General features: G+C 43.4%; 37 protein-coding genes. 31 read left to right on the top strand and 6 right to left on the bottom strand.

Translation table 11 applies throughout. From position 1 onward, the window contains the following. The first annotated feature begins 10 nt into the window (after positions 1 to 10). The 26 genes from rplD (at position 11) to rplQ (ending at position 12,636) form a co-directional block, all read left to right on the top strand. Positions 11 to 616, top strand: a complete 606-nt coding sequence (rplD, locus tag L2703_RS17470; RefSeq protein WP_188740703.1) for a 50S ribosomal protein L4 — start codon at positions 11 to 13, stop codon at positions 614 to 616. Beyond that, positions 613 to 915, top strand: coding sequence for a 50S ribosomal protein L23 (rplW, locus tag L2703_RS17465; protein WP_124729276.1), 303 nt, complete (start codon positions 613 to 615; stop codon positions 913 to 915). Before rplD ends, rplW begins: the two co-directional genes overlap by 4 nt. 16 nt (positions 916 to 931) lie before the next feature. Next, a complete protein-coding gene (gene rplB, locus L2703_RS17460; RefSeq protein WP_248972326.1) occupies positions 932 to 1,756 on the top strand; it encodes a 50S ribosomal protein L2 in 825 nt (274 codons plus the stop codon). 14 nt (positions 1,757 to 1,770) lie between these two features. Further along, positions 1,771 to 2,049 carry a 30S ribosomal protein S19 gene (gene rpsS, locus L2703_RS17455; protein ID WP_006083596.1) on the top strand — a complete coding sequence of 93 codons (279 nt, stop codon included), beginning with the start codon at positions 1,771 to 1,773 and terminating at the stop codon, positions 2,047 to 2,049. A 15-nt stretch (positions 2,050 to 2,064) separates the two neighbouring features. Continuing rightward, positions 2,065 to 2,397: a 50S ribosomal protein L22 gene (gene rplV / locus L2703_RS17450; protein ID WP_160056441.1), complete on the top strand. Its 333-nt coding sequence runs from the start codon at positions 2,065 to 2,067 to the stop codon at positions 2,395 to 2,397. 12 nt (positions 2,398 to 2,409) lie between these two features. Beyond that, positions 2,410 to 3,099, top strand: a complete 690-nt coding sequence (gene rpsC / locus L2703_RS17445) for a 30S ribosomal protein S3 (protein ID WP_188740701.1) — start codon at positions 2,410 to 2,412, stop codon at positions 3,097 to 3,099. An 11-nt stretch (positions 3,100 to 3,110) separates the two neighbouring features. After that, complete coding sequence (gene rplP / locus L2703_RS17440; RefSeq protein WP_160056437.1) at positions 3,111 to 3,521, top strand: 50S ribosomal protein L16; 411 nt, start codon at positions 3,111 to 3,113, stop codon at positions 3,519 to 3,521. Continuing rightward, on the top strand, positions 3,521 to 3,712 hold the full coding sequence (rpmC, locus tag L2703_RS17435) for a 50S ribosomal protein L29 (protein WP_006083592.1): 192 nt from the start codon (positions 3,521 to 3,523) through the stop codon (positions 3,710 to 3,712). Before rplP ends, rpmC begins: the two co-directional genes overlap by 1 nt. Beyond that, positions 3,712 to 3,960, top strand: a complete 249-nt coding sequence (rpsQ, locus tag L2703_RS17430) for a 30S ribosomal protein S17 (protein ID WP_160056435.1) — start codon at positions 3,712 to 3,714, stop codon at positions 3,958 to 3,960. The genes rpmC and rpsQ overlap by 1 nt, the downstream gene beginning before the upstream one ends. 177 nt (positions 3,961 to 4,137) lie before the next feature. Then, positions 4,138 to 4,506 carry a 50S ribosomal protein L14 gene (gene rplN / locus L2703_RS17425; protein ID WP_011635649.1) on the top strand — a complete coding sequence of 123 codons (369 nt, stop codon included), beginning with the start codon at positions 4,138 to 4,140 and terminating at the stop codon, positions 4,504 to 4,506. 10 nt (positions 4,507 to 4,516) lie between these two features. Beyond that, positions 4,517 to 4,831 (top strand): 50S ribosomal protein L24, encoded by a 315-nt coding sequence (gene rplX, locus L2703_RS17420; protein WP_248972325.1) that lies wholly within the window; start codon positions 4,517 to 4,519, stop codon positions 4,829 to 4,831. Positions 4,832 to 4,844: 13 nt separating this feature from the next. Further along, positions 4,845 to 5,384: a 50S ribosomal protein L5 gene (gene rplE / locus L2703_RS17415; protein WP_248972324.1), complete on the top strand. Its 540-nt coding sequence runs from the start codon at positions 4,845 to 4,847 to the stop codon at positions 5,382 to 5,384. Between the two features lie 10 nt (positions 5,385 to 5,394). Continuing rightward, entirely contained in the window at positions 5,395 to 5,700 is a 306-nt protein-coding gene (rpsN, locus tag L2703_RS17410; RefSeq protein WP_248972323.1) for a 30S ribosomal protein S14, read from the top strand. A gap of 23 nt (positions 5,701 to 5,723) precedes the next feature. Further along, a complete protein-coding gene (rpsH, locus tag L2703_RS17405) occupies positions 5,724 to 6,116 on the top strand; it encodes a 30S ribosomal protein S8 (protein ID WP_188740698.1) in 393 nt (130 codons plus the stop codon). Positions 6,117 to 6,126: 10 nt separating this feature from the next. Continuing rightward, a complete protein-coding gene (gene rplF / locus L2703_RS17400) occupies positions 6,127 to 6,660 on the top strand; it encodes a 50S ribosomal protein L6 (RefSeq protein ID WP_160056425.1) in 534 nt (177 codons plus the stop codon). 10 nt (positions 6,661 to 6,670) lie between these two features. Further along, positions 6,671 to 7,021, top strand: coding sequence for a 50S ribosomal protein L18 (rplR, locus tag L2703_RS17395; RefSeq protein WP_188740696.1), 351 nt, complete (start codon positions 6,671 to 6,673; stop codon positions 7,019 to 7,021). Positions 7,022 to 7,031: 10 nt separating this feature from the next. Beyond that, positions 7,032 to 7,535, top strand: a complete 504-nt coding sequence (rpsE, locus tag L2703_RS17390; protein ID WP_137224583.1) for a 30S ribosomal protein S5 — start codon at positions 7,032 to 7,034, stop codon at positions 7,533 to 7,535. A 6-nt stretch (positions 7,536 to 7,541) separates the two neighbouring features. Further along, complete coding sequence (gene rpmD, locus L2703_RS17385) at positions 7,542 to 7,724, top strand: 50S ribosomal protein L30 (RefSeq protein WP_188740695.1); 183 nt, start codon at positions 7,542 to 7,544, stop codon at positions 7,722 to 7,724. A 4-nt stretch (positions 7,725 to 7,728) separates the two neighbouring features. Then, entirely contained in the window at positions 7,729 to 8,163 is a 435-nt protein-coding gene (rplO, locus tag L2703_RS17380) for a 50S ribosomal protein L15 (RefSeq protein WP_188740694.1), read from the top strand. Positions 8,164 to 8,170: 7 nt separating this feature from the next. After that, positions 8,171 to 9,511, top strand: a complete 1,341-nt coding sequence (secY, locus tag L2703_RS17375) for a preprotein translocase subunit SecY (RefSeq protein WP_248972322.1) — start codon at positions 8,171 to 8,173, stop codon at positions 9,509 to 9,511. Between the two features lie 23 nt (positions 9,512 to 9,534). Then, entirely contained in the window at positions 9,535 to 9,648 is a 114-nt protein-coding gene (gene rpmJ / locus L2703_RS17370) for a 50S ribosomal protein L36 (protein ID WP_006083579.1), read from the top strand. Positions 9,649 to 9,766: 118 nt separating this feature from the next. Then, positions 9,767 to 10,123: a 30S ribosomal protein S13 gene (gene rpsM / locus L2703_RS17365; RefSeq protein ID WP_011635660.1), complete on the top strand. Its 357-nt coding sequence runs from the start codon at positions 9,767 to 9,769 to the stop codon at positions 10,121 to 10,123. A gap of 17 nt (positions 10,124 to 10,140) precedes the next feature. Further along, complete coding sequence (gene rpsK / locus L2703_RS17360) at positions 10,141 to 10,533, top strand: 30S ribosomal protein S11 (protein WP_011635661.1); 393 nt, start codon at positions 10,141 to 10,143, stop codon at positions 10,531 to 10,533. Positions 10,534 to 10,565: 32 nt separating this feature from the next. Next, positions 10,566 to 11,186 carry a 30S ribosomal protein S4 gene (rpsD, locus tag L2703_RS17355; protein ID WP_248972321.1) on the top strand — a complete coding sequence of 207 codons (621 nt, stop codon included), beginning with the start codon at positions 10,566 to 10,568 and terminating at the stop codon, positions 11,184 to 11,186. 24 nt (positions 11,187 to 11,210) lie between these two features. Further along, the gene (locus tag L2703_RS17350) at positions 11,211 to 12,200 is read left to right on the top strand and encodes a DNA-directed RNA polymerase subunit alpha (protein WP_160056417.1); all 990 of its coding nucleotides are present in this window, start codon (positions 11,211 to 11,213) and stop codon (positions 12,198 to 12,200) included. Between the two features lie 40 nt (positions 12,201 to 12,240). Next, a complete protein-coding gene (gene rplQ, locus L2703_RS17345) occupies positions 12,241 to 12,636 on the top strand; it encodes a 50S ribosomal protein L17 (protein WP_160056416.1) in 396 nt (131 codons plus the stop codon). A 662-nt stretch (positions 12,637 to 13,298) separates the two neighbouring features. Here rplQ and ccmE read toward each other — a convergent pair. Genes ccmE through ccmA form a run of 5 tightly spaced genes read right to left on the bottom strand, consistent with a single transcriptional unit; the run spans position 13,299 to position 16,083 of the window. Beyond that, the gene (gene ccmE, locus L2703_RS17340; RefSeq protein WP_248972320.1) at positions 13,299 to 13,793 is read right to left on the bottom strand and encodes a cytochrome c maturation protein CcmE; all 495 of its coding nucleotides are present in this window, start codon (positions 13,791 to 13,793) and stop codon (positions 13,299 to 13,301) included. After that, positions 13,790 to 13,990, bottom strand: a complete 201-nt coding sequence (gene ccmD / locus L2703_RS17335; protein WP_248972319.1) for a heme exporter protein CcmD — start codon at positions 13,988 to 13,990, stop codon at positions 13,790 to 13,792. Before ccmD ends, ccmE begins: the two co-directional genes overlap by 4 nt. Next, positions 13,990 to 14,736 (bottom strand): heme ABC transporter permease, encoded by a 747-nt coding sequence (locus L2703_RS17330; protein ID WP_248972318.1) that lies wholly within the window; start codon positions 14,734 to 14,736, stop codon positions 13,990 to 13,992. Before L2703_RS17330 ends, ccmD begins: the two co-directional genes overlap by 1 nt. Then, the gene (gene ccmB / locus L2703_RS17325; protein ID WP_248972317.1) at positions 14,737 to 15,423 is read right to left on the bottom strand and encodes a heme exporter protein CcmB; all 687 of its coding nucleotides are present in this window, start codon (positions 15,421 to 15,423) and stop codon (positions 14,737 to 14,739) included. 9 nt (positions 15,424 to 15,432) lie between these two features. Further along, positions 15,433 to 16,083, bottom strand: coding sequence for a cytochrome c biogenesis heme-transporting ATPase CcmA (gene ccmA / locus L2703_RS17320; RefSeq protein ID WP_248972316.1), 651 nt, complete (start codon positions 16,081 to 16,083; stop codon positions 15,433 to 15,435). Positions 16,084 to 16,407: 324 nt separating this feature from the next. Here ccmA and L2703_RS17315 point away from each other — a divergent pair, with 324 nt between their 5' ends. Then, positions 16,408 to 16,701 carry a c-type cytochrome gene (locus L2703_RS17315; protein WP_248972315.1) on the top strand — a complete coding sequence of 98 codons (294 nt, stop codon included), beginning with the start codon at positions 16,408 to 16,410 and terminating at the stop codon, positions 16,699 to 16,701. Between the two features lie 119 nt (positions 16,702 to 16,820). On the opposite strand, the gene ccmI is transcribed toward L2703_RS17315, so the two are convergent. Continuing rightward, positions 16,821 to 18,074 (bottom strand): c-type cytochrome biogenesis protein CcmI, encoded by a 1,254-nt coding sequence (ccmI, locus tag L2703_RS17310; protein ID WP_248972314.1) that lies wholly within the window; start codon positions 18,072 to 18,074, stop codon positions 16,821 to 16,823. Positions 18,075 to 18,487: 413 nt separating this feature from the next. Here ccmI and L2703_RS17305 point away from each other — a divergent pair, with 413 nt between their 5' ends. The 4 genes from L2703_RS17305 to L2703_RS17290 all read left to right on the top strand — a co-directional run bounded on the left by L2703_RS17305 (position 18,488) and on the right by L2703_RS17290 (position 22,106). Further along, positions 18,488 to 20,458: a heme lyase CcmF/NrfE family subunit gene (locus tag L2703_RS17305; RefSeq protein ID WP_248972313.1), complete on the top strand. Its 1,971-nt coding sequence runs from the start codon at positions 18,488 to 18,490 to the stop codon at positions 20,456 to 20,458. A gap of 15 nt (positions 20,459 to 20,473) precedes the next feature. Continuing rightward, positions 20,474 to 21,028, top strand: coding sequence for a DsbE family thiol:disulfide interchange protein (locus L2703_RS17300; protein WP_248972312.1), 555 nt, complete (start codon positions 20,474 to 20,476; stop codon positions 21,026 to 21,028). Continuing rightward, on the top strand, positions 21,028 to 21,510 hold the full coding sequence (gene nrfF, locus L2703_RS17295; protein ID WP_248972311.1) for a heme lyase NrfEFG subunit NrfF: 483 nt from the start codon (positions 21,028 to 21,030) through the stop codon (positions 21,508 to 21,510). Before L2703_RS17300 ends, nrfF begins: the two co-directional genes overlap by 1 nt. Positions 21,511 to 21,575: 65 nt before the next feature. Beyond that, complete coding sequence (locus tag L2703_RS17290) at positions 21,576 to 22,106, top strand: TlpA family protein disulfide reductase (RefSeq protein WP_428848670.1); 531 nt, start codon at positions 21,576 to 21,578, stop codon at positions 22,104 to 22,106. The last annotated feature ends 184 nt before the right edge of the window (positions 22,107 to 22,290 follow it).

The raw sequence follows: 22,290 nt of genomic DNA, 5'->3' as shown, positions 1-22,290 counted from the left end.
GGAGATAGTAATGGAATTGGTATTGAAAGACGCGCAAAGCGCTCTTGAAGTTTCCGAAACTACCTTCGGCCGTGACTTTAACGAGGCACTGGTTCATCAGGTAGTTGTAGCTTACGCTGCAAATGCACGTCAAGGCACTCGTGGCCAAAAGACTCGTGCAGAAGTAACTGGCTCTGGCAAAAAGCCATGGCGCCAAAAAGGCACTGGCCGTGCTCGTGCCGGTAGTGTTAAAGGCCCAATCTGGCGTGGCGGTGGCGTAACATTCGCTGCTAAAACTCAAGATCACAGCCAAAAAGTTAACAAGAAGATGTACCGTGGTGCTCTTAAGAGCATTCTATCTGAATTGGTACGTCAAGAGCGTTTAGTTGTTGTTGAATCATTTAGCGTTGAAGCTCCTAAAACTAAAGAGTTGAAAGCTAAATTAGCAGCAATGAACCTAGAAGACGTTCTAATTGTTACTGCTGAAGTTGATGAGAATTTATTCTTAGCAGCTCGCAACTTATACAAAGTTGACGTACGTGACGTAGCGGGTCTTGACCCAGTAAGTCTAATTGCGTTCAACACAGTTCTTGTTACTGCTGATGCAGTGAAGCAAATCGAGGAGATGCTAGCATGATCCGCGAAGAACGTTTGCTAAAAGTGATTCTAGCTCCACACATCTCTGAAAAGAGCACTGTCGTTGCTGAGAAGAACAACACTGTAGTTTTCCGCGTAGCAATCGATGCGACTAAAGCAGAGATCAAAGCTGCAGTAGCGAAGCTATTTGAAGTTGAAGTAGATTCAGTTCGCACTCTAGTTAACAAAGGCAAAACTAAGCGTACCGGTGGCCGTGTTGGTCGTCGTAGCGATTGGAAAAAAGCTTATGTTACTTTAGCTGCTGGTGCTGACATCGATTTCGTCGGCGGCGCTGAGTAAGCAAAGGAGAATTATCATGGCAGTTATTAAGTGTAAGCCAACCTCTCCAGGTCGTCGCCACGTAGTTAAAGTGGTGAATACGGACCTGCATAAGGGTAAACCTTTTGCTGGCCTGTTGGCGAAGAAAACTAAAAGTGGTGGCCGTAACAATACTGGCCGTATCACTGTACGCCACGTAGGTGGTGGACATAAGCAACATTACCGTTTAATCGACTTTAAACGCGATAAAGACGGTATCCCTGCAAAAGTTGAACGTATTGAATACGATCCAAACCGTACTGCGCACATTGCATTAGTACTGTATGCAGATGGTGAGCGTCGCTATATTCTTGCTGCTAAAGGCATGAAAGCTGGTGATGCAATCAAATCTGGCTTGGATGCAGACATCAAGACTGGTAACGCTATGCCGTTACGCAACATTCCAGTAGGTAGTGTTGTACACGCTGTTGAAATGAAGCCTGGTAAAGGCGCTCAGATCGCACGTTCAGCTGGTGCTTATGTACAAGTTGTTGCTCGTGATGGTGCTTATGCAACTCTACGTCTTCGCTCTGGCGAAATGCGTAAAGTTCCAGTAGATTGCCGCGCGACATTTGGTGAAGTTGGTAATGCCGAGCATATGCTACGCCAGTTAGGTAAAGCAGGTGCTAAGCGCTGGAGAGGCGTACGCCCAACAGTTCGTGGTGTTGCAATGAACCCAGTAGACCATCCACATGGTGGTGGTGAAGGCCGTACTTCTGGTGGACGTCATCCAGTGAGTCCATGGGGTGTGCCGACTAAGGGTTATAAAACTCGTAGCAACAAGCGCACTGACAAGTACATCGTACGTCGTCGTAATAAATAGTAAGAGGATTCGCCATGCCACGTTCTCTCAAGAAAGGTCCCTTCATTGACCTGCACTTGCTGAAGAAGGTAGAGAAAGCGATGGAAGCGGGAGATAAAAAGCCAATTAAGACTTGGTCTCGTCGCTCAATGATCATCCCTAATATGATTGGGTTGACCATCGCTGTCCATAATGGTCGTCAGCACGTACCTGTGTTCGTAACTGACGAAATGATCGGCCACAAGCTTGGTGAATTTTCACCAACTCGCACTTATCGCGGCCATGCTGCTGATAAGAAAGCGAAGAAGCGTTAATACGGGAGGAATAAGATGGAAGTTTTAGCTAAACATCGTTTTGCTCGTACGTCTGCGCAGAAGGCCCGTCTAGTTGCTGATCAAATTCGAGGATTGCCAGTTTCTAAGGCACTTGAAATTTTGACCTTCAGCCCAAAGAAAGCCGCCGTACTAGTTAAAAAAGTACTTGACTCAGCTATCGCAAACGCCGAACACAACGAAGGCGCTGACATTGATGAGCTAAAAGTTGGAGCCGTCTTCGTAGATGAAGGCCCAACAATGAAGCGTATCATGCCACGTGCCAAAGGCCGCGCTGATCGTATCATGAAGCGTACCAGCCACATCACTGTGGTTGTATCAGATCGCTAGGAGAAGAGAGCAATGGGACAGAAAGTACATCCTAATGGTATCCGTCTGGGTATCACTAAGCCTTGGATCTCTACCTGGTACGCAGATAAGTCAGATTATGCAAAAAATCTGAACAGCGACTGGGAAGTGCGTCAATATTTAACTGAAAAGTTAAAAGCCGCATCAGTATCTAAGATTGTTATTGAACGCCCAGCGAAAAGCATCCGCGTTACTATTCACACTGCCCGTCCAGGCGTAGTGATTGGTAAGAAAGGTGAAGACGTTGAAGTATTACGTGCACATGTGTCTAAAATCACTGGCACTACTGCTCAAATCAACATCGCTGAGATCCGTAAGCCTGAATTAGACGCTAAGCTCGTTGCTGACTCTATTGCTCAGCAATTAGAGCGTCGTGTTATGTTCCGTCGTGCTATGAAGCGCGCAGTTCAGAACGCAATGCGCATTGGTGCTCAAGGTATCAAAGTTGAAGTGAGCGGTCGTTTAGGCGGCGCTGAAATCGCACGTTCTGAATGGTATCGTGAAGGTCGTGTACCTTTACATACATTACGTGCTGATATCGACTACTCAACTGCTGAAAGTCACACTCAATATGGTGTGATTGGTATTAAAGTTTGGATCTTCAAAGGTGAAGTTCTTGACGGTTTAGTGCCAGCAATTGAAGAGCCTAAGCAGCAACCTAAGCGTAAGCCTCGTGGTAAATAGGAGAAACTTTTATGCTGCAACCTAAACGTATGAAGTTTCGCAAGATGTTCAAGGGCCGCAACCGTGGTCTAGCGAACGGTACTGAAGTTAGCTTTGGTACTTTCGGTTTGAAAGCAGTCGGCCGTGGCCGTTTAACTGCTCGTCAAATTGAATCTGCACGTCGTGCCATGACACGTCATGTTAAACGTCAAGGACAAATTTGGATTCGAGTTTTCCCTGACAAGCCAATTACCTCTAAGCCTCTTGAAGTGCGTATGGGTAAAGGTAAAGGTAACGTTGAATACTGGGTATGTCAGATTCAACCTGGTAAGGTTCTTTATGAGATGAATGGCGTCTCTGAAACGTTGGCTCGTGAAGCCTTCGCTTTAGCTGCTGCTAAGCTTCCTTTAAAGACTACCTTCGTAACTAAGACGGTGATGTAATGAAAGCGAGCGAACTAAGAGAAAAGAGCGTTGAAGAACTTAACGCTGAATTACTTGGTCTGCTGCGTGAGCAGTTTAACCTGCGTATGCAACACGCTACTGGTCAATTGACTCAAACGAATCAATTGAAGCTAGTGCGTCGTAACATTGCACGTGTTAAGACCATTATTACTTCTAAGGCAGGTGCGTAATGTCTGATAAAATCCGTACTTTGCAAGGTAAAGTTGTTAGTAACAAGATGGAAAAATCTATCACTGTTGCTATTGAACGCCAAGTGAAACACCCTATTTATGGGAAGTACATCAAGCGTACAACTAAGATCCATGCACATGACGAAACTAATCAGTGTAATGAAGGTGATATCGTGACTATTAGTCAGTGTCGCCCTCTTTCTAAGACTAAGTCTTGGACACTTGCTGAAGTAGTAACAAAAGCCTAATTTTCATTAGGATAACGTAAACGGCTCCAGTATTTGGGGCCGTTTGTTTTTTTTGCTATGCTTTCGCAAAATGTGGTGTTATACTTGCGCGCCATTTTTGAGTAAATTAACGCTCAAATTTGGTTCAAATATACTCCCATAGTGGGATTGTGTAGTAACGATAGCGGAGCACTTGAAATGATCCAAATGCAATCGACTCTAGACGTCGCATGTAACAGCGGCGCACGCAGAGTTCAGTGTATTAAGGTCTTGGGTGGCTCTCATCGTCGTTATGCCGGTATCGGCGACATCATCAAAGTTTCTGTTAAAGAAGCAATTCCTCGCGCTAAAGCGAAGAAAGGTGATGTATATAACGCGGTGGTAGTCCGTACTAAGAAAGGCGTACGTCGTCCAGACGGTTCTGTCATTCGCTTCGATCGGAATGCAGCGGTATTGCTTAACGCAAACCTTGCACCGATTGGTACTCGTATCTTTGGCCCAGTGACACGTGAATTGCGTAATGATAAATTCATGAAAATTGTCTCGCTGGCACCAGAAGTACTGTAAGGAGCTTCAAATGGCAGCTAAAATCCGTCGTCTAGACGAAGTAGTAGTATTAGCAGGTAAAGACAAGGGTAAACGCGGTAAGGTTTCTCAAGTTCTACCTACTGGTAAATTAATTGTTGAAGGCATCAATCTTGTTAAAAAGCACCAGAAGCCAAACCCACAATTGGGCGTGACTGGTGGCGTTATTGAGAAAGAAGCACCGATGCAAGCATCAAACGTTGCGATCTTTAACCAAGCCACAGGCAAGGCAGATCGTGTTGGTTTCCGATTTGAAGACGGTAAAAAAGTCCGTTTCTTTAAATCGAACAGCGAACTCGTTAAGTAATTTGGAGTAAACGATGGCGAAACTGCATGATAAATATCAAGAGACTGTAGTTGCTGAACTATCTAAAAAGTTCGGTTATAGCAGTGTCATGCAAGTCCCTCGGATTGAAAAAATCACCCTAAACATGGGTGTTGGCGAAGCTGTTGCAGATAAGAAAGTTATGGAGCATGCGCTTCGTGACATGACTGCAATCGCTGGTCAAAAACCAGTTGTAACTGTTGCTCGTAAATCAGTTGCTGGTTTTAAAATCCGTGAAGGCTACCCTATAGGCTGTAAAGTGACCCTGCGCGGTGAGCGTATGTGGGAATTCTTAGAGCGTCTAGTTGACATTGCAATTCCACGTATTCGTGACTTCCGTGGCCTAAGCGCAAAAGCGTTTGATGGTCGTGGTAACTACGCGATGGGTGTGAAAGAACAGATCATCTTCCCAGAAATCGATTACGATAAAATCGATAAGATTCGCGGTATGGATATTGTTATCACTACCACTGCGAAGAATGACGAAGAAGGTCGTGCTTTGTTGACCGCTTTTAACTTCCCATTTAAGAAATAAGGGTAGCATAATGGCTAAAACATCTATGAAAGCACGTGAAGTAAAACGTGCACAGCTCGTAGCTAAGTATGCTGAAAAGCGTCTAGCACTTAAAGCTACTATCAGCAGCCCAGAAACTTCAGAAGAAGATCGTTGGGATGCAGTACTTAAGTTGCAAGCACTACCACGTGATTCAAGCGCATCGCGTCAACGCAATCGCTGTAATCAAACTGGTCGCCCACATGGTGTTTTACGTAAATTCGGTTTAAGCCGCATTAAATTACGTGAAGCTACAATGCGTGGTGAAGTTCCTGGTCTGCGTAAGGCCAGCTGGTAAGCACTTGTACGGAGTAAGCTAATATGAGCATGCAAGATCCTATTGCGGATATGTTAACCCGTATTCGTAACGGCCAAGCTGCTAACCACGTATCTGTAAAGATGCCTTCAGCTAAGTTAAAAGTAGCAATTGCGAAATTACTTAAAGAAGAAGGTTTCATTACTGACTACGCCGTAGCAGATGAAGCTAAGCCTGAATTAGAAATCACTTTAAAGTATTTCCAAGGCAAACCAGTCGTTGAGACTATCCAGCGCGTAAGCCGTCCTGGTCTTCGTATTTACAAAGGTAAAGACGAACTTCCAAAGGTTATGGGCGGTCTGGGTATCGCAATTGTGTCCACTTCTAAAGGCTTGATGACTGATCGTGCCGCCCGCCAAGTTGGCACGGGTGGTGAGGTTATCTGCTACGTAGCGTAAGGAGTTAGTAATGTCTCGTGTTGCAAAGGCACCAGTCACTATCCCTGCTGGCGTAGAGGTGACTAAAAACGAACAGGCTTTAACCGTCAAAGGCGGTAAAGGAAGTCTGACTCGAGTAATCAACAATGCGGTTAATGTTGTTATCGAAGATGCACAAATTAAGTTTCTACCTGTCGAAGGCGCTGTTGACGCTTGGGCACAGGCTGGTACTGCACGTGCACTAGTAAACAACATGGTTGTTGGTGTATCACAAGGTTTTGTGAAGAAATTAAAGTTAGTTGGTGTTGGTTACCGTGCAAAAATTGCTGGTAGCGACTTAGACTTAACACTAGGTTTCTCACATCCGTTGGTACACAAACTACCCGCAGGCGTTACTGCCGAATGTCCTAGCCAAACTGAAATCGTCCTAACAGGCGTTGATAAGCAGTTAGTAGGTCAAACAGCAGCCAACATTCGTGGTTACCGTCCACCAGAGCCGTACAAAGGCAAAGGTGTTCGCTATGACGACGAAGTTGTACGCCGTAAAGAGGCTAAGAAGAAGTAGGTAACGCGATATGGATAAGAAAACATCTCGCTTACGTCGCGCTCTACGTGCACGTAAGAAGATCCAAGAGCTAGGCGTGAACCGTCTGGTTGTACATCGTACACCGCGTCACATCTATGCTCAGGTGATCAGTCCTGAATTTAAGGTGTTAGCTGCTGCGTCAACTGTTGAAAAAACAGTTAAAGAGCAACTAAAGAGTACCGGAAACGTAGATGCGGCTAAAGCAGTAGGTAAAACTGTTGCTGAGCGTGCGATCGAGAAGGGCGTAGCTGTTGTTGCGTTCGACCGTTCTGGATTCAAGTATCACGGTCGTGTAGCTGCTTTAGCAGATGCAGCTCGTGAAGCTGGCCTGAAATTCTAAGGGGTTATAAATGGCTAAATTAGAAGCTCAGCAAAAAGACGATCTGCAAGAGAAATTAATTGCAGTTAATCGTGTTTCTAAAGTAGTTAAGGGCGGTCGTATCTTTAGCTTCACAGCACTAACAGTAGTGGGTGATGGTAATGGTAAGATCGGCTATGGCTATGGTAAAGCGCGTGAAGTTCCAGCTGCTATTCAAAAAGCAATGGAAAAAGCCCGTCGTAATATGGTAACCGTGGAGTTGAATGCAGGTACTTTGCATCACCCAGTTAAAGGTCGCCATACTGGTTCTAAAGTTTACATGCAACCAGCATCAGAGGGTACCGGTATTATTGCCGGTGGCGCAATGCGTGCCGTATTGGAAGTTGCAGGCGTTCATAACGTTCTGTCAAAAGCATACGGTTCTACTAACCCGATCAACATCGTTCGCGCAACTGTCGATGCGTTGGTGCACATGAAGTCACCAGCTCAAATCGCAGCAAAACGTGGCCTGAATGTTGATGAAATTCGGGGGTAATGCACCATGGCTACTAAAACTTTAAAAGTAACACAGACTAAAAGCAGCATCGGTCGTTTACCAAAACACCGTGCGACCCTAACCGGTTTAGGTCTGCGTCGTATTGGCCACACTGTTGAATTAGAAGATACTCCTTCTGTTCGCGGTATGATCAATAAGGTGTACTACATGGTTTCGGTGGAGGAATAAGATAATGCGTCTAAATACTCTATCTCCAGCAGCAGGTTCTAAATCTGCTCCTAAGCGTGTAGGCCGTGGTATTGGTTCAGGTTTAGGTAAAACAGCGGGTCGCGGCCATAAAGGTCAGAAGTCTCGTTCAGGCGGCGGTGTTCGCCCTGGTTTCGAAGGTGGTCAAATGCCACTTAAGATCCGTCTACCTAAGTTTGGTTTTACCTCGCGTCGCGCTTTGGTATCAGCTGAAGTTCGTTTACTCGAACTAGCAAAAGTTAACGGTGATGTTGTCGATTTGAATGCACTGAAAGATGCGAACGTAATTACTCGCAACATCCAGTTTGCGAAAATCGTTCTTTCAGGTACCATTGACCGCCCAGTGACCGTAAAAGGTCTGAAGGTAACCAAAGGTGCTCGTGCGGCTATTGAAGCTGCCGGTGGCAAGATCGAGGAATAATACGTCGATGGCAAAACCAGGACTTGATTTAAAAAGCGCGAAAGGTGGTTTATCAGAATTGAAAACCCGCCTTCTGTTCGTGATTGGTGCGATTATCGTCTTTAGAGCCGGTTCGTTCGTGCCAATTCCTGGTATTGACGCAGCTGTATTAGCAGAGCTTTTTGCTCAGCAAAAAGATACCATCCTTGGCATGTTTAACATGTTTTCGGGTGGTGCTTTAGAGCGTGCCTCTATCTTTGCATTAGGTATCATGCCGTATATTTCGGCGTCGATTATCATGCAGTTATTGACTGTTGTGCATCCTGCACTTGCTGAATTGAAAAAAGAAGGCGAGTCAGGGCGTAAAAAAATCAGTCAATATACTCGATATGGCACACTTGTGTTGGGTACATTGCAGTCTGTCGGTATTGCAACGGGTTTACCAAATCTAATGCCTGGTCTTGTGGCCAATCCAGGGTTTGGTTTTTACTTTGTTGCTGTTGTGAGTTTAGTGACGGGAACGATGTTCCTAATGTGGCTAGGTGAACAAATTACCGAACGCGGTATTGGTAACGGTATTTCGATATTAATTTTCGCAGGTATCGTTGCTGGTCTACCGTCGGCTATCGGCTCTACAGCCGAGCAAGCTCGTCAAGGTGACATGAATGTATTGGTACTACTGTTGCTCGCGGTTATCGTATTTGCAGTAACTTATTTGGTGGTATTTGTGGAACGTGGTCAACGTCGTATTGTCGTTAACTACGCTAAACGTCAACAAGGCCGTAAGGTTTTTGCAGCGCAAAGCACCCACTTACCATTAAAAGTGAACATGGCAGGTGTGATTCCACCAATTTTTGCATCCAGCATAATTTTGTTCCCAGGCACACTGGCTCAGTGGTTTGGTCAAAATGAGTCCATGTCATGGTTAAGCGATTTCGCTTTGGCTGTGTCACCTGGACAACCGCTGTATTCATTATTGTACGCGACAGCAATCATCTTTTTCTGTTTCTTCTATACTGCGTTGGTTTTCAATCCACGTGAAACAGCAGATAATTTGAAAAAGAGTGGTGCATTCATTCCTGGGATCCGTCCCGGAGAACAGACTTCGCGTTACATAGATAAAGTTATGACACGTTTAACCTTAGCGGGTGCGTTATATATTACTTTTATCTGCTTAATTCCGGAGTTCATGTTAATTACGTGGAAAGTACAGTTCTATTTTGGCGGTACTTCACTACTCATTATAGTAGTCGTAATCATGGACTTCATGGCTCAGGTTCAGACCCATATGATGTCTCATCAGTATGAGTCTGTGATGAAGAAAGCTAATCTTGTTAACAAAGCAAACTTAGATCGCTTTGGTAAATAAGATTACTTTGACGGAGTGATGAAATGAAAGTTCGAGCTTCCGTGAAGAAGATCTGCCGTAATTGCAAGATCGTCAAGCGTAGTGGCGTTGTGCGCGTTATCTGTGTTGAACCAAAACACAAACAGCGTCAAGGCTAAGAAAGAAGTTTGGTCAGCTCAATAATGGGCTGACCAAAAATATTGTTTGCAAATTTGTTGTCTGTCGAGTATCCTTTCGGGCTTTTCGCAGATGGCCTTTAACTTTAAGGAGTGCATAGTGGCCCGTATCGCTGGCATTAACATTCCTGATCAAAAGCATACAGTCATTGCATTGACTGCTATTTTTGGTATTGGACGTACACGCGCTAGAGCAATCTGCGCATCTACTTCAATTGCTGAAGATGCTAAGATCAAGGAATTGAGCGAAGCTCAAATAGATATCCTACGCGAGGAAGTCGCCAAATACACCGTAGAAGGTGACTTGCGTCGTGAGATTTCAATGAACATCAAGCGTCTTATGGACCTTGGTTGTTATCGTGGTCTCCGCCATCGTCGTAGCCTGCCTCTTCGTGGGCAACGTACTAAGACCAATGCGCGTACGCGTAAAGGTCCACGTAAACCAATAAGAAAGTAACGGGAAGGTAAACCAAAATGGCTAAAGTTCCGTCACGTTCTCCGCGTAAGCGCGTACGTAAACAGGTTGCAGATGGCATGGCTCATATCCATGCATCTTTCAACAACACAATTGTCACCATTACAGATCGTCAAGGTAATGCGTTGTCATGGGCTACCTCAGGTGGTTCTGGTTTCCGTGGTTCACGTAAATCAACACCATTCGCTGCACAGGTTGCTGCAGAGCGTGCAGGTATTGCCGCTCAAGACTACGGTGTTAAAAACCTTGAAGTTTTCGTGAAGGGTCCAGGTCCAGGTCGTGAGTCAGCCATTCGTGCGCTGAACGCTGTTGGTTATAAAATTACTAACATTACCGATGTGACGCCTATCCCTCATAATGGATGTCGTCCACCTAAAAAACGTCGTGTATAACACTGCGTATATAGGATAGTTGGAGAAAGATCATGGCAAGATACTTGGGTCCTAAGCTCAAGCTCAGCCGCAGAGAAGGTACAGACCTTTTCCTAAAAAGCGGTGTGAGAGCAATCGATTCGAAGTGTAAGCTTGAAGCTGCACCAGGACAACATGGCGCTCGTAAGCCACGTTTGTCTGAGTACGGTTTACAGCTACGCGAGAAACAAAAAGTTCGTCGTATTTACGGTGTGCTAGAAAAGCAATTCCGTAACTACTACAAAGAAGCTGCACGTCTAAAAGGTAATACTGGTGAAAACCTATTACAACTTTTAGAAGTCCGCCTAGATAACGTAGTTTATCGTATGGGTTTTGGTGCTACACGTGCAGAATCACGTCAGCTAGTAAGCCATAAATCTGTTATGGTTAACGGTCGTGTTGTTAACATTCCGTCATTCAAAGTGTCTGCGAATGATGTTGTAAGCATCCGTGAAAAGTCTCGTACTCAAGCTCGTATCAAAGCGGCTTTAGAAGTGGCTGGTCAACGCGAAAAGCCTACATGGGTAGAAGTCGACAGTGCGAAAATGGAAGGTGCTTTCAAGCGTATTCCAGAACGTAGCGATTTGTCTGCGGATATTAACGAACAGCTGATCGTCGAGCTTTACTCTAAGTAAAGCTAACAAACAAGAGAGGACACAATGCAGGGTTCTGTTACAGAATTTCTTAAACCGCGTCTCGTTGATATTGAGCAGGTTAATTCAACTCGCGCCAAAGTTACACTAGAGCCACTCGAACGTGGTTTTGGCCATACCTTAGGTAACGCGTTGCGTCGCATCCTATTGTCGTCTATGCCAGGCTGTGCAGTTACTGAAGTCGAAATTGACGGCGTACTGCATGAGTACAGCAGTAAGGAAGGCGTACAAGAAGATATCCTTGAGATATTGCTTAATCTTAAGGGATTAGCAGTGACTATCGAGGGTAAAGACGAGGCTTTGCTTACATTAAGCAAGTCCGGCACAGGCCCTGTTACAGCAGCAGATATCACACATGATGGTGATGTTACCATTATGAATCCTGATCATGTTATCTGTCACTTGACTGGTAACAATGATATCAGCATGCGTATCCGCGTTGAGCGTGGTCGTGGTTATGTGCCTGCTTCGGCTCGTGCACAAACCGAAGACGACGATCGCCCAATTGGTCGCCTGTTGGTTGATGCTTCATTTTCGCCTGTAGCTCGCATTGCATACAATGTAGAAGCTGCTCGCGTAGAACAGCGTACTGACTTAGATAAACTTGTGATTGATATGACCACTAACGGTACTATTGATCCTGAGGAAGCCATTCGTCGTTCTGCAACCATTTTAGCTGAACAGCTAGATGCGTTTGTTGAACTTCGTGATGTAACTGAGCAGGCTGTTGTAGAAGAGAAACCGGAGTTTGATCCGATTTTGCTGCGTCCTGTCGACGATTTAGAGCTAACTGTACGTTCGGCAAACTGTTTAAAAGCCGAAGCGATTCATTACATCGGAGATCTGGTACAACGCACTGAAGTTGAGTTACTTAAGACCCCTAATTTAGGTAAGAAATCTCTTACTGAAATCAAGGACGTTTTAGCATCTCGCGGACTGTCGTTAGGTATGCGTCTTGAAAACTGGCCACCGGCTAGTTTAGCAGACGACCTATAAGTCTCAGGTTAGTACAGATTTAGGTTATAAGGATTAGGTCATGCGCCATCGTAAGAGTGGTCGTCAACTAAACCGCAACAGCAGTCATCGTCAAGCTATGTTCCGTAACATGGCTTGTTCAATAGTTCGTCATGAGATTATCAAGACAACTACTGTTAAAGCGAAAGAACTGCGTCGCGTTGTTGAGCCTCTAATAACACTTGCTAAAGTAGACAGCGTTGCAAATCGCCGTTTAGCTTTCGCTCGTACCCGCGACGCTGAAGTTGTAGGTAAGTTATTTACTGAATTGGGTCCACGCTTCCAGGAACGTCCTGGTGGTTACACCCGTATTCTTAAGTGCGGTCTACGTGCCGGTGATAAAGCCCCAATGGCTTACATCGAGTTAGTAGGACGCCCTGAAGCTGCTGAAGCTGTAGAAGTAGAAGCTGCTGAGTAATTTTTAATTACTTAATTAAAAACCGAGCCTAGGCTCGGTTTTTTTATATATGTTTTTAGTTGAACCTTTCAGGTAGCGTTTGTTGGCCATTTATACTATGTAGTCGATGTTTATGTAGAATACTGACACCTCGATGCTCTGTCTTATCGCTTATGTTTAACACTCGCGACAAAAGTATGCCCCAGCCGCTTTTACTCTACGTTCTCGCTATTTCAAAGGGAGCAACCATTACTGCATAACGCCTTAATCAAAATGTGCTGGACGCATTCTGAGTGGTCACTGATTAATGCGCAATGGTATTAACATCGCCTATCACTTCGTTAGACATTTTGACAGTAGAACATCTATCTTGCTGCAATTTCTGCCTTGTCCTTGACAAGTTTTTACGCTAATTCTGTTCACTTATTTCTGGTTGGGATTAGTAATGGCCAACAATTTGCCGCAGAAAAAACCTTTAAAGATCAATAGACCTTAGCTTTTATACCACCTCTTATTTGAATGTGGTCTATTTTTAGGTTGCACGCTTAGCTTTATAGCCTAGGTTGTTCACTAATTATTGGTACTTTATTTTATTTTTGCAGACAAGCAGACAAGCAGACAAGCAGATATAAAAATGCCAATCAAAAGATTGGCATTCAGTGGTAATCTCTGTGCTTGCGATATTAGTATTGATAGCCTTCAGTCGACTTTTGTTCAGGATAATCTAACTTTTCGTGCTTTTGGCCCATAGCTTCAGCTACTTCTGGCGGCATATAGTTCTCGTCATGTTTTGCAAGTACTTCACTTGCTTCTAACTTGCCAGATTCAACTAATACGCCCTGTGCTACTATGCCTTGTCCTTCACGGAATAAATCTGGTAAAAGGTCGTCATAGGTTACCGTAATTTCCCCTCCGGCAGAATCGTGAACGGCAAACTCGACATGCAAGCTATTAGGATCACGTTTCATTGATCCCATTGTTACCATACCACCAACTCGAATTCGTTGGCCGATTTCAGGCTTAACGCCAGTATCGTTTTTTCCATTGACGATTTCATAAGGTGTATAGAATAAATTCAAGTTCGAATTTAATGCATATAATAATAATGACGCCACCGCCGCAACGCCAGCAATCAGTGCGACGGCTAATGTTAGACGCTTCTTTCTTCTTGGGTTCACAGTTTATTACCTCTCGATTCTTTCAGCTTTTCTTCTCGAGCCATTTTGCTCGCAATTTCTGTTAACACTTTGCGTTTTCTACGTGCACTTAAGATGATTAACATGGTTAAACTGGTAAACGTCACCCCATAAGCTAACCAAACGTAGAAGGCATAACCACCCATGTTTAAAAAGTCATTAATTGATTCAAATTGCATTATTTAGACACCTCTTGCGTTGCCAATGCTCTTACCCAAGGGCGCATGCCGTTACGCGCCAACACTTCAGCCCTAAACCTGACCAGTGTTATAGCGCCAATCATCATGCCGAAACCAAAAATATTGATGATAAGTGGGTATAGCATATCACCAGTCATTGTTGATTTTTCAGTGATTTTAATTGTTGCTGGTTGATGTAAGCTGCTCCACCAATCTACTGAATATTTAATAATTGGAATGTTGACCACACCGACGATTGCCAAGATTCCAGCAGCTCTTGCAGCCAACACTTTATCTTCAAATGAGGCGTACAGAGCGATAACGCCTAAGTATAAAAATAGTAGCACCAGCTCAGAGGTCAATCGTGCATCCCATACCCACCAAGTGCCCCACATGGGTTTTCCCCATGCCGCACCTGTAAATAGCGCAATAAACGTAATCACAGCACCAATAGGTGCTATAGAGGCCGCAGCCCAGTCAGCGGCTTTTATTTGCCAGACGATCCCAATGAATGACGCAGTTGCCATTCCCATGTATGCGGCCATTGACATTGAGGCTGCTGGAACATGGATATAGATAATTCTGAAACTATCACCTTGTTGATAATCCATCGGTGCAAACAAAAGACCCCATGTCGTTCCGACGCCAATTAATGCAATTGCCAGACAAACAAACCAAGGCAAAAGAGTTCCTGCAAGTTTATAAGAACGCTCAGGATCAGCGTATGAGTTTAGCCATTTCCACATTTAGTTTGTACTCACTCTTAATGATGCGCCGATTGCAAAAGGCGCCATAATTAATGATCCAATTAACATCGCGCCAATAATTGCAAGTTGGCCGCTGTAAGGTAAATTTATACTTGCCGAGTCAATTGCGCTGGTCGCAAAAATTAACACCGGAATGTATAAAGGTAAAATCAACAAACTTAACAACACACCGCCTTTTCTAAGGCCGACGGTTAAGGCAACACCAATTGCACCAAGCAACGATAAAACAGGCGTTCCGAGCGCCAGTGTTGCCATGAGAGCAACATAACTATTGCTATCTAAGTGCAATAAAACGGCTAGTAGTGGTGCGACCAAAATTAATGGCACACCAGTTAAAATCCAATGGGCGAAGACTTTTGCTAATACCAGAATCACAAGTGGTTGCGGGCTTAGCAACATTTGTTCCAAGCTGCCATCGTTATAGTCAGCTTTAAATAAACGCTCTAGTGATAGCATGGAGGCTAATAGTGCTGCCACCCAAATGATACCGGGAGCGACTCGAGTTAATACTTGTGGCTCTGGCCCAATCCCCAATGGAAAAAGCGTTACGACTAAAATAAAAAACAATAATGGATTAAAAATGTCGCCACGATGACGTATAGCAATACGCAAATCACGCTGCAATAGCGTTGTAAATGCTTTGGTATAGCTTATTCCTCGTTTCATTCAGATACCTTATACGAAGCGATAGTCGAGAGTGATTTTACGTAATATGTCATCACTAATAATGCTCATATCCTGATGTGTTGTTAAAATGACACATCCTCCAGATTTCGCATGTAGAATAAATAGTTGTTCTAATGCTTCTACCCCTTTTTTATCGATAGCGGTAAAGGGCTCGTCTAATATCCATATTTTACAATTACTGTGCTGTAACCTTGCCAGTGCAGTGCGCCTATGTTGTCCTGCAGATAAGTGTCCAGCAAGTGCTTCCTCAAATCCTGCGAGGTTGACTTTAGCCAGTAATGCAGTGGTATCAAAGTTATCATAGCCACTGATTCTTAAATTGAAGTTAAGATTTTCCTCAGCAGTAAGCTCACTCTTTACCCCAGCTAAATGACCCAAATAAAGTAAATCATGATTAAATTCGTCACGGCAGCGAGTGATATCTTCGCCAGCATATTTTACTTCACCTGCATATGGGCGGGATAGACCAGCGATAATCCGTAGTAAACTGGTTTTGCCTGCACCATTTGGACCTTCAATTTGGACGATATCACCTGCATTGATATTAAAACTGAGTCCATCGAATAAGATGCGCTCTTCACGGATACAGGTTAATTCGTTGGCACTTAACAGTGTTTTTGATTGAGTAGACTTGGTCACTTATCCCTCTTGTTTACGCGTGAGGATGAATTCGAAAAGATATTAACACAAAGGTATTCATCGGTTTAGCTTTGTCTCCGACTAAGTGCTAGCAATTTGATATGGTTCCAAAAAAAACGATACCAATTGAACTTTTTCAACGATTACTAATATATTACCTGAACTAGCCTGATTGTCTTAATTTAGAGACTAAGCTGAGATTGTTATCACAAAAAGATGAGTTTTTTTGCTATTTGTAGTAATCTAGTTGTGCTAAAAAGAGTCTGCCTTCTAAATCAAAGGGCAGCGTTAAGCTTTGTATATTTGCAATTAGGAACGTTGAACATGAAAAAATTGTTAGCAATGACTGCAGTAGCTGCATTAACTTTGTCTGCGAATGTGTTTGCTCAAGAAGGTGAAGCTATTTACAATAAAGCGTGTCAAGTATGTCACAGCATGGGTGTGGCCGGTGCGCCAAAAGTTCATGATGCTGCTGCTTGGGAACCACGTCTAGCGAAAGGTTTAGATGCCTTAGTTGGTTCTGTTAAGTCTGGTTTAAATGCAATGCCACCAGGTGGTATGTGTACAGACTGTACTGACGAAGATTACAAAAACGCTATCGAGTTTATGTCTAAGTAATTTTCGACTAAACCAAAAACCGGCTTAATAGCCGGTTTTTTTATGCACGTTTGTTTCTGATTTATACATTGCCATACACGTCGAATTTTTCTCTATGTATGGCAATGATAGATAAGTGCTTATTGTACTAATGTATCTAATGTTAGCTTAGCGTTAGCACCAACGGCAATAGCATCAATTCTGCCTTTCAGATCGCCCGTTTGTGGTTTTACACTGCCGTTTTTAGATAGAACTGCAATCACTTCGACTTCTTTTACTGAGCTGAGTTTTATGTCGCCGCCCATTGATGTGCTGTCATCTAAAGTAATTGTTGCAGGTAGGTTTGCGGCGCTAATTTTTGTCGCTGCTAATGGCACTTTAGGGCCTTGAGTTGCACGAGCAAAGATAAATACCACATCTGTGTCGCTGACTTTGTCGGCAAGTGCATCAGATATAGTGACTTCAATAGCAAGTGTGTTGGCATTGGCTGGCGCTATACTCTTATGGTTTGCGTCATTTGGCATTGTATTTGTGCTATCACCCATACGCATTTTTGCCGACTCAATGGCATTCATCAATGCGGTGCGATCAACGTCGTTGCGGTCGCTGTCTAAAATCATTTGCCAAGCATCAATGGCTTTAGTGTAGTCAGCAGTAAAAAATGCATCCATACCGACTAATAATAACGTTGAAGGATCTTGTGGATCTAACGCCAGTGACTGGTCAATAATGGCCTGAATGTCGGGCGTGATTTGTTGACCTGCTTTGTAATAAAGTGCGGTTGCTTTTGGTCCGAGTAATTCTGCATGTGTACCAACGAGTGCCATTACCTTGTCAAAGGCTGCTGCTGCTTTATCATATTGGTTTGCCGATATGTAAGCATGACCCAGACTAAACCAAGCTTGGCTGTCTTCAGGTTGTGCTTGAACTTTGGCTTCCATCATTTGCACACGTTGCGACATAATTTGCGCAGGGTCCATGCCTTGATGCGGGTTGTTTGCTTGAGGTGGGTTAGCAAGCTCGTTATAAGCACCTAACTGGTGGTAAAAATAACCCGAAATAGCGAGTAAACATACTGTCATAAATGCAGGCCATAAAGCGCTTTTGGGTTTAATGGCAACATCTAAAGAGTCATCACCCTCTTGTTTCATGTCTTGAAGTAAGTTTATTTCCAGTTCTTTCTTGAGTGCTTCAAATTCGGCTTTATCCAGTAGCTCATCTTGTAACTCTTTTTCAAGTATGGCTATGCGTTCACCATATAGCTCAAGGTTGGTCTGTCTACGAACGCCAGCTTCTTCTGCTTGTAATAGCTGTTGTTGGCGAAAGTGAGGGACCCAAATCATGATTAGGCCGATGAGTACGACAAGCGCAATAAAAATCCAAAATGTGGTCATTGTGTCAATATTCACTTTTAGGTTAACTGAGAAAGCGGTGAAACCGCAGTGCTTGAAAATTTGATTATACGTAAAGATTATTAATTGAATAGTAATATAAGGGCGATATGAATCTAAATCCTGAGAGTTGCGTACTGGTTCACAGATTGAATGTGTTTGGTTGATTCTGTGAAACTTTAATTTCATGTTTGGGTCAGATGCCGAGAACGCTATCGGTTTTACTCTGCTGATTGTTCATAATGAGACTGGAGACCCAGTTTTGTACGAAAAGGGCAGACAGATGCCATAGCAAGCTCTAAAATGATTTAAAATTCGTTTAAGCTAATGTGCGTATATTAGTTTTGATGCATTGATTGATGTTGCCGTGGTTTGTTCATTCAGATCCGCTTAATTATTTAGACTAAGGAATACCCATGATTCCAGAACTTGGACATTTCTCGCTTATTCTCGGTTTAGCTTTTGCTTTACTGTTAGCTAGCGTGCCGTTATTTGGTTCCGCACGTAAAGATCAGTATCTTGTTCGTTATGCTTGGCCGCTTACTTACGGTATGTTTTTCTTTATTACGTTGTCGGTTATTACTTTAGCCTATAGTTTTGCAACAGATGACTTCTCCGTTGCATACGTTGCACATCATTCAAATTCTCAATTGCCTATCTTCTTTAAAATTGCTGCTGTATGGGGCGGGCATGAAGGGTCATTATTGTTTTGGGTTTTTTCTTTGTCTGTCTGGGCCGCTTCAGTGGCACTGTTCAGTAAAGGTTTAGAAGAGGTATTTACTGCGAGGGTGTTATCTGTACTGGCGATGATAGTTGTCGGCTTCACTCTGTTTATGATATTGACATCCAGCCCATTTGAGCGAATTTTCCCAATCCCTATGGAAGGGCGTGATTTAAATCCAATGTTGCAAGATGTTGGGCTTATTTTTCATCCTCCAATGCTGTATCTGGGTTATGTGGGTTTCTCAGTTTGTTTTGCGTTTGCTATAGCAGCATTAATGAGTGGCAGACTTGATTCTGCATGGGCACGATGGAGTCGTCCATGGACATTAGCTGCCTGGATTTTTTTAACCGGTGGTATTTCACTGGGTTCTTGGTGGGCTTACTACGAGTTAGGCTGGGGCGGCTGGTGGTTCTGGGACCCAGTAGAAAACGCATCATTTATGCCTTGGCTGGTGGGTACCGCTTTAGTTCACTCATTAATCGTGACAGAAAAACGCGGTGCATTTCGTAACTGGACCGTGCTGCTTTCAATCTTCGCTTTCTCGTTGAGTCTATTAGGCACCTTTATTGTACGTTCAGGTGTATTAACATCTGTGCATTCATTTGCAGCCGATCCAAGTCGTGGTTTGTTTATTTTGCTATTACTCGGTATTGCAGTGGGTGGCTCGTTAACGCTGTTTGCATTCCGTGCAAGTGAAATGAGCAGCCCGGCACGATTTGAACTCAAATCAAAAGAAACCATGCTATTAATTTGTAATGTTCTACTCACCGTGGCAGCGGGTACTGTATTACTTGGCACATTATATCCATTGTTAATCGATGCATTAGGTATGGGTAAAATTTCAGTTGGACCTCCATACTTTAATGCCGTATTTGTACCTATTGTGCTTGTACTCTTTGGCTTTATGGGTATTGGCCCAATCATTCGCTGGAAAAAATCGAAAACGGGTGAAATTAAAAGGCAACTTTTGGTTCCGGCTATCATTTCATTAATTGTTGGTGTAGTCGTTCCATTTATTGTGGGCGGTGCATTTAATGCTTGGGTAATGTGTGGTGTAGCAGCAACCGTTTGGATTATGCTGTCGACTTTACGCGCAGCCTACAACATTGTGAGCCCAAAAGAAGGCGGTATCAGTCTTGGTAGAATGGGACGCAGCCAGCTAGGTATGATTATTGCGCATTTTGGTATCGCAGTTTCAGTGCTTGGTGCAACTATGGTATCTAACTACTCAATAGAGAAGAGCGTAAGAATGGGGCCCGGAATTTCACAAGAATTAGCCGGTTATACCTTTAAATACATAGAAACCAAAAATGTAGTTGGTCCTAACTATACCGCGCAACAAGGGCAAATTGAGATTTATAAAGATGATGAGTTCATTACGTTATTAAAGCCAGATCGTCGTCAATATAATGTGCGTACAATGGACATGACAGAAGCCGGTATTGATTGGGGCTTGTTCCGCGATCTTTATGTGACAATGGGTGATCCAATCAGCTTAACTGAGTTTGCTGTTCGTCTTAACTATAAGCCTTTTGTACGTTGGTTATGGTTTGGTTCCATTTTTATGATGGTGGGTGGTTTCCTTGCTGCATCTGATAAGCGTTATCGTGTAAAGCAGGTTGCAAAACAAGAAGCAACAAAAGCAAAATTAGCGACCGCATAATCACTCGGAGACATTATGAAGAAGTTTGTACTGTTTATACCTTTAGTCCTATTTTTAGGTATGGGCGTATTTTTATATAAAGGGTTATTCCTCAATCCTAAAGTGCTCGACTCTGCCTTAGAAGGAAAGCCTTTACCGGCTTTCCAACTTGAGCGGCTTGAAGTCGCTACTGAAATGATCACAGAGAAAGATCTTATCGGTAAAGTAACAATGCTTAACTTTTGGGCGACTTGGTGCCCAGCGTGTAAGTATGAACATCCCTATCTCATGATGTTATCAAAGCGTAATTTATTACCTATATATGGTATCAATTATCGTGATGAGCGAGCCTTAGCAATCAAAGAGCTAAATACAGAAGGTGATCCCTACACGCTAAATGTTTTTGATAAAGACGGTCGGTTAGGTCTTGATCTGGGTGTGTACGGAGCACCTGAAACCTTTATTGTGGATCATAATGGCATTATTCGTTATCGCTATGCCGGACCAATTGACCAAACGGTATGGACACAAACCTTATATCCAATGATCCAACAACTCCAAACAGAAGCTAAAGCGGATGGAGCATCGTAATGAACATGGTCACTAAATTATTAATTTGCTTAGTCAGTGTGTTGCTTGCCGCATCCGTTATGGCTACACCAGTAGATACTTACGAATTTAAGACAACTGAGAATCAACAACGTGCATTGTCACTTGCACATCAATTACGTTGCCCACAGTGTCAGAATCAAAATTTAGTTGATTCTAACTCACCTGTTGCACAAGATTTACGCCTTGAAGTATACAAAATGGTAGACAATGGCAAGTCAGATGCTGAAATCATTGACTTTATGACGAGTCGTTATGGTGATTTTGTGTTGTACAAGCCCAAACTTGATTCTAAAACCTACGTTTTATGGCTAGGTCCAATCGGGTTATTAGTATTTGGATTATTTATCGGGTTTATTTTCGTTCGTAGGCAACGAATTCAGCCAGCTGAAGCAGATTCACTTTCACCAGAACAACAAGCAGAGCTCGATGCGCTACTAAAAGAAAGTAAGGCGAATAAATAACAACATGGAGTAGCAAAGTGAAAAAGTGGCTTGCGATAATATTATCTAATCTATTAATAATAAGTATGCCAAATATGGCGTCTGCATACCCAGGTATGCAGGCCCAAAGTAACCCCGCTACTCAGTCAACACTCGATCGAATAAATATATTGCCTCAACCATTTCCAATAGCATTAGTTGATTTCACTAATGCAACGGGTAAGCCGGTTAACTTCGAGCATTACAAAGGCAAGGTTGTCATTGTAAACCTTTGGGCAACATGGTGCCCACCTTGTGTAAGAGAATTGCCTGCTTTACATCGTTTAACTCAAACACTCAACGCAGATCAATTTGTCTTGCTACCGATATCAATCGATGCAGATACAGCAATGGTTAAGCCTTTTTTAGCCGAAATAGGCTTATCTGCTTTTAATTCCTACTTTGATCCACAACAAGATTTACGTGATGTCTTTCCGCTCGACACCATACCAGCAACTTTTATCTTAAACGAACAAGGTGAATTAGTTGCCTATGTTCGCTCTTATGTCGATTGGGACGATAAAAATGCAGTAGCCTTTTTAACTCAATTCAGAAATACCACCGAGAAAGCTCAATAAATCAGCATTAACAGGCTTATAAAGCCTAAAAGGATCGTATTTGGTGAAAAGATCGCCAAGCGATCCTTTTTTATTAAAAAAGGGGTTGCACTAAATCTTTTGCTGCCTATAATGCGCATCCACTGACACGGCAGACAGCGAAAGCAGTCACCGAGTGAGTTGAACCAAGTGCTTCAAAACACAA

The sequence above is a fragment of the Shewanella basaltis genome, from assembly GCF_023283885.1.
In the GTDB taxonomy this organism is placed as follows: Bacteria; Pseudomonadota; Gammaproteobacteria; order Enterobacterales; family Shewanellaceae; genus Shewanella; species Shewanella basaltis.
This window is presented reverse-complemented; position numbering and strand designations above follow the sequence as displayed.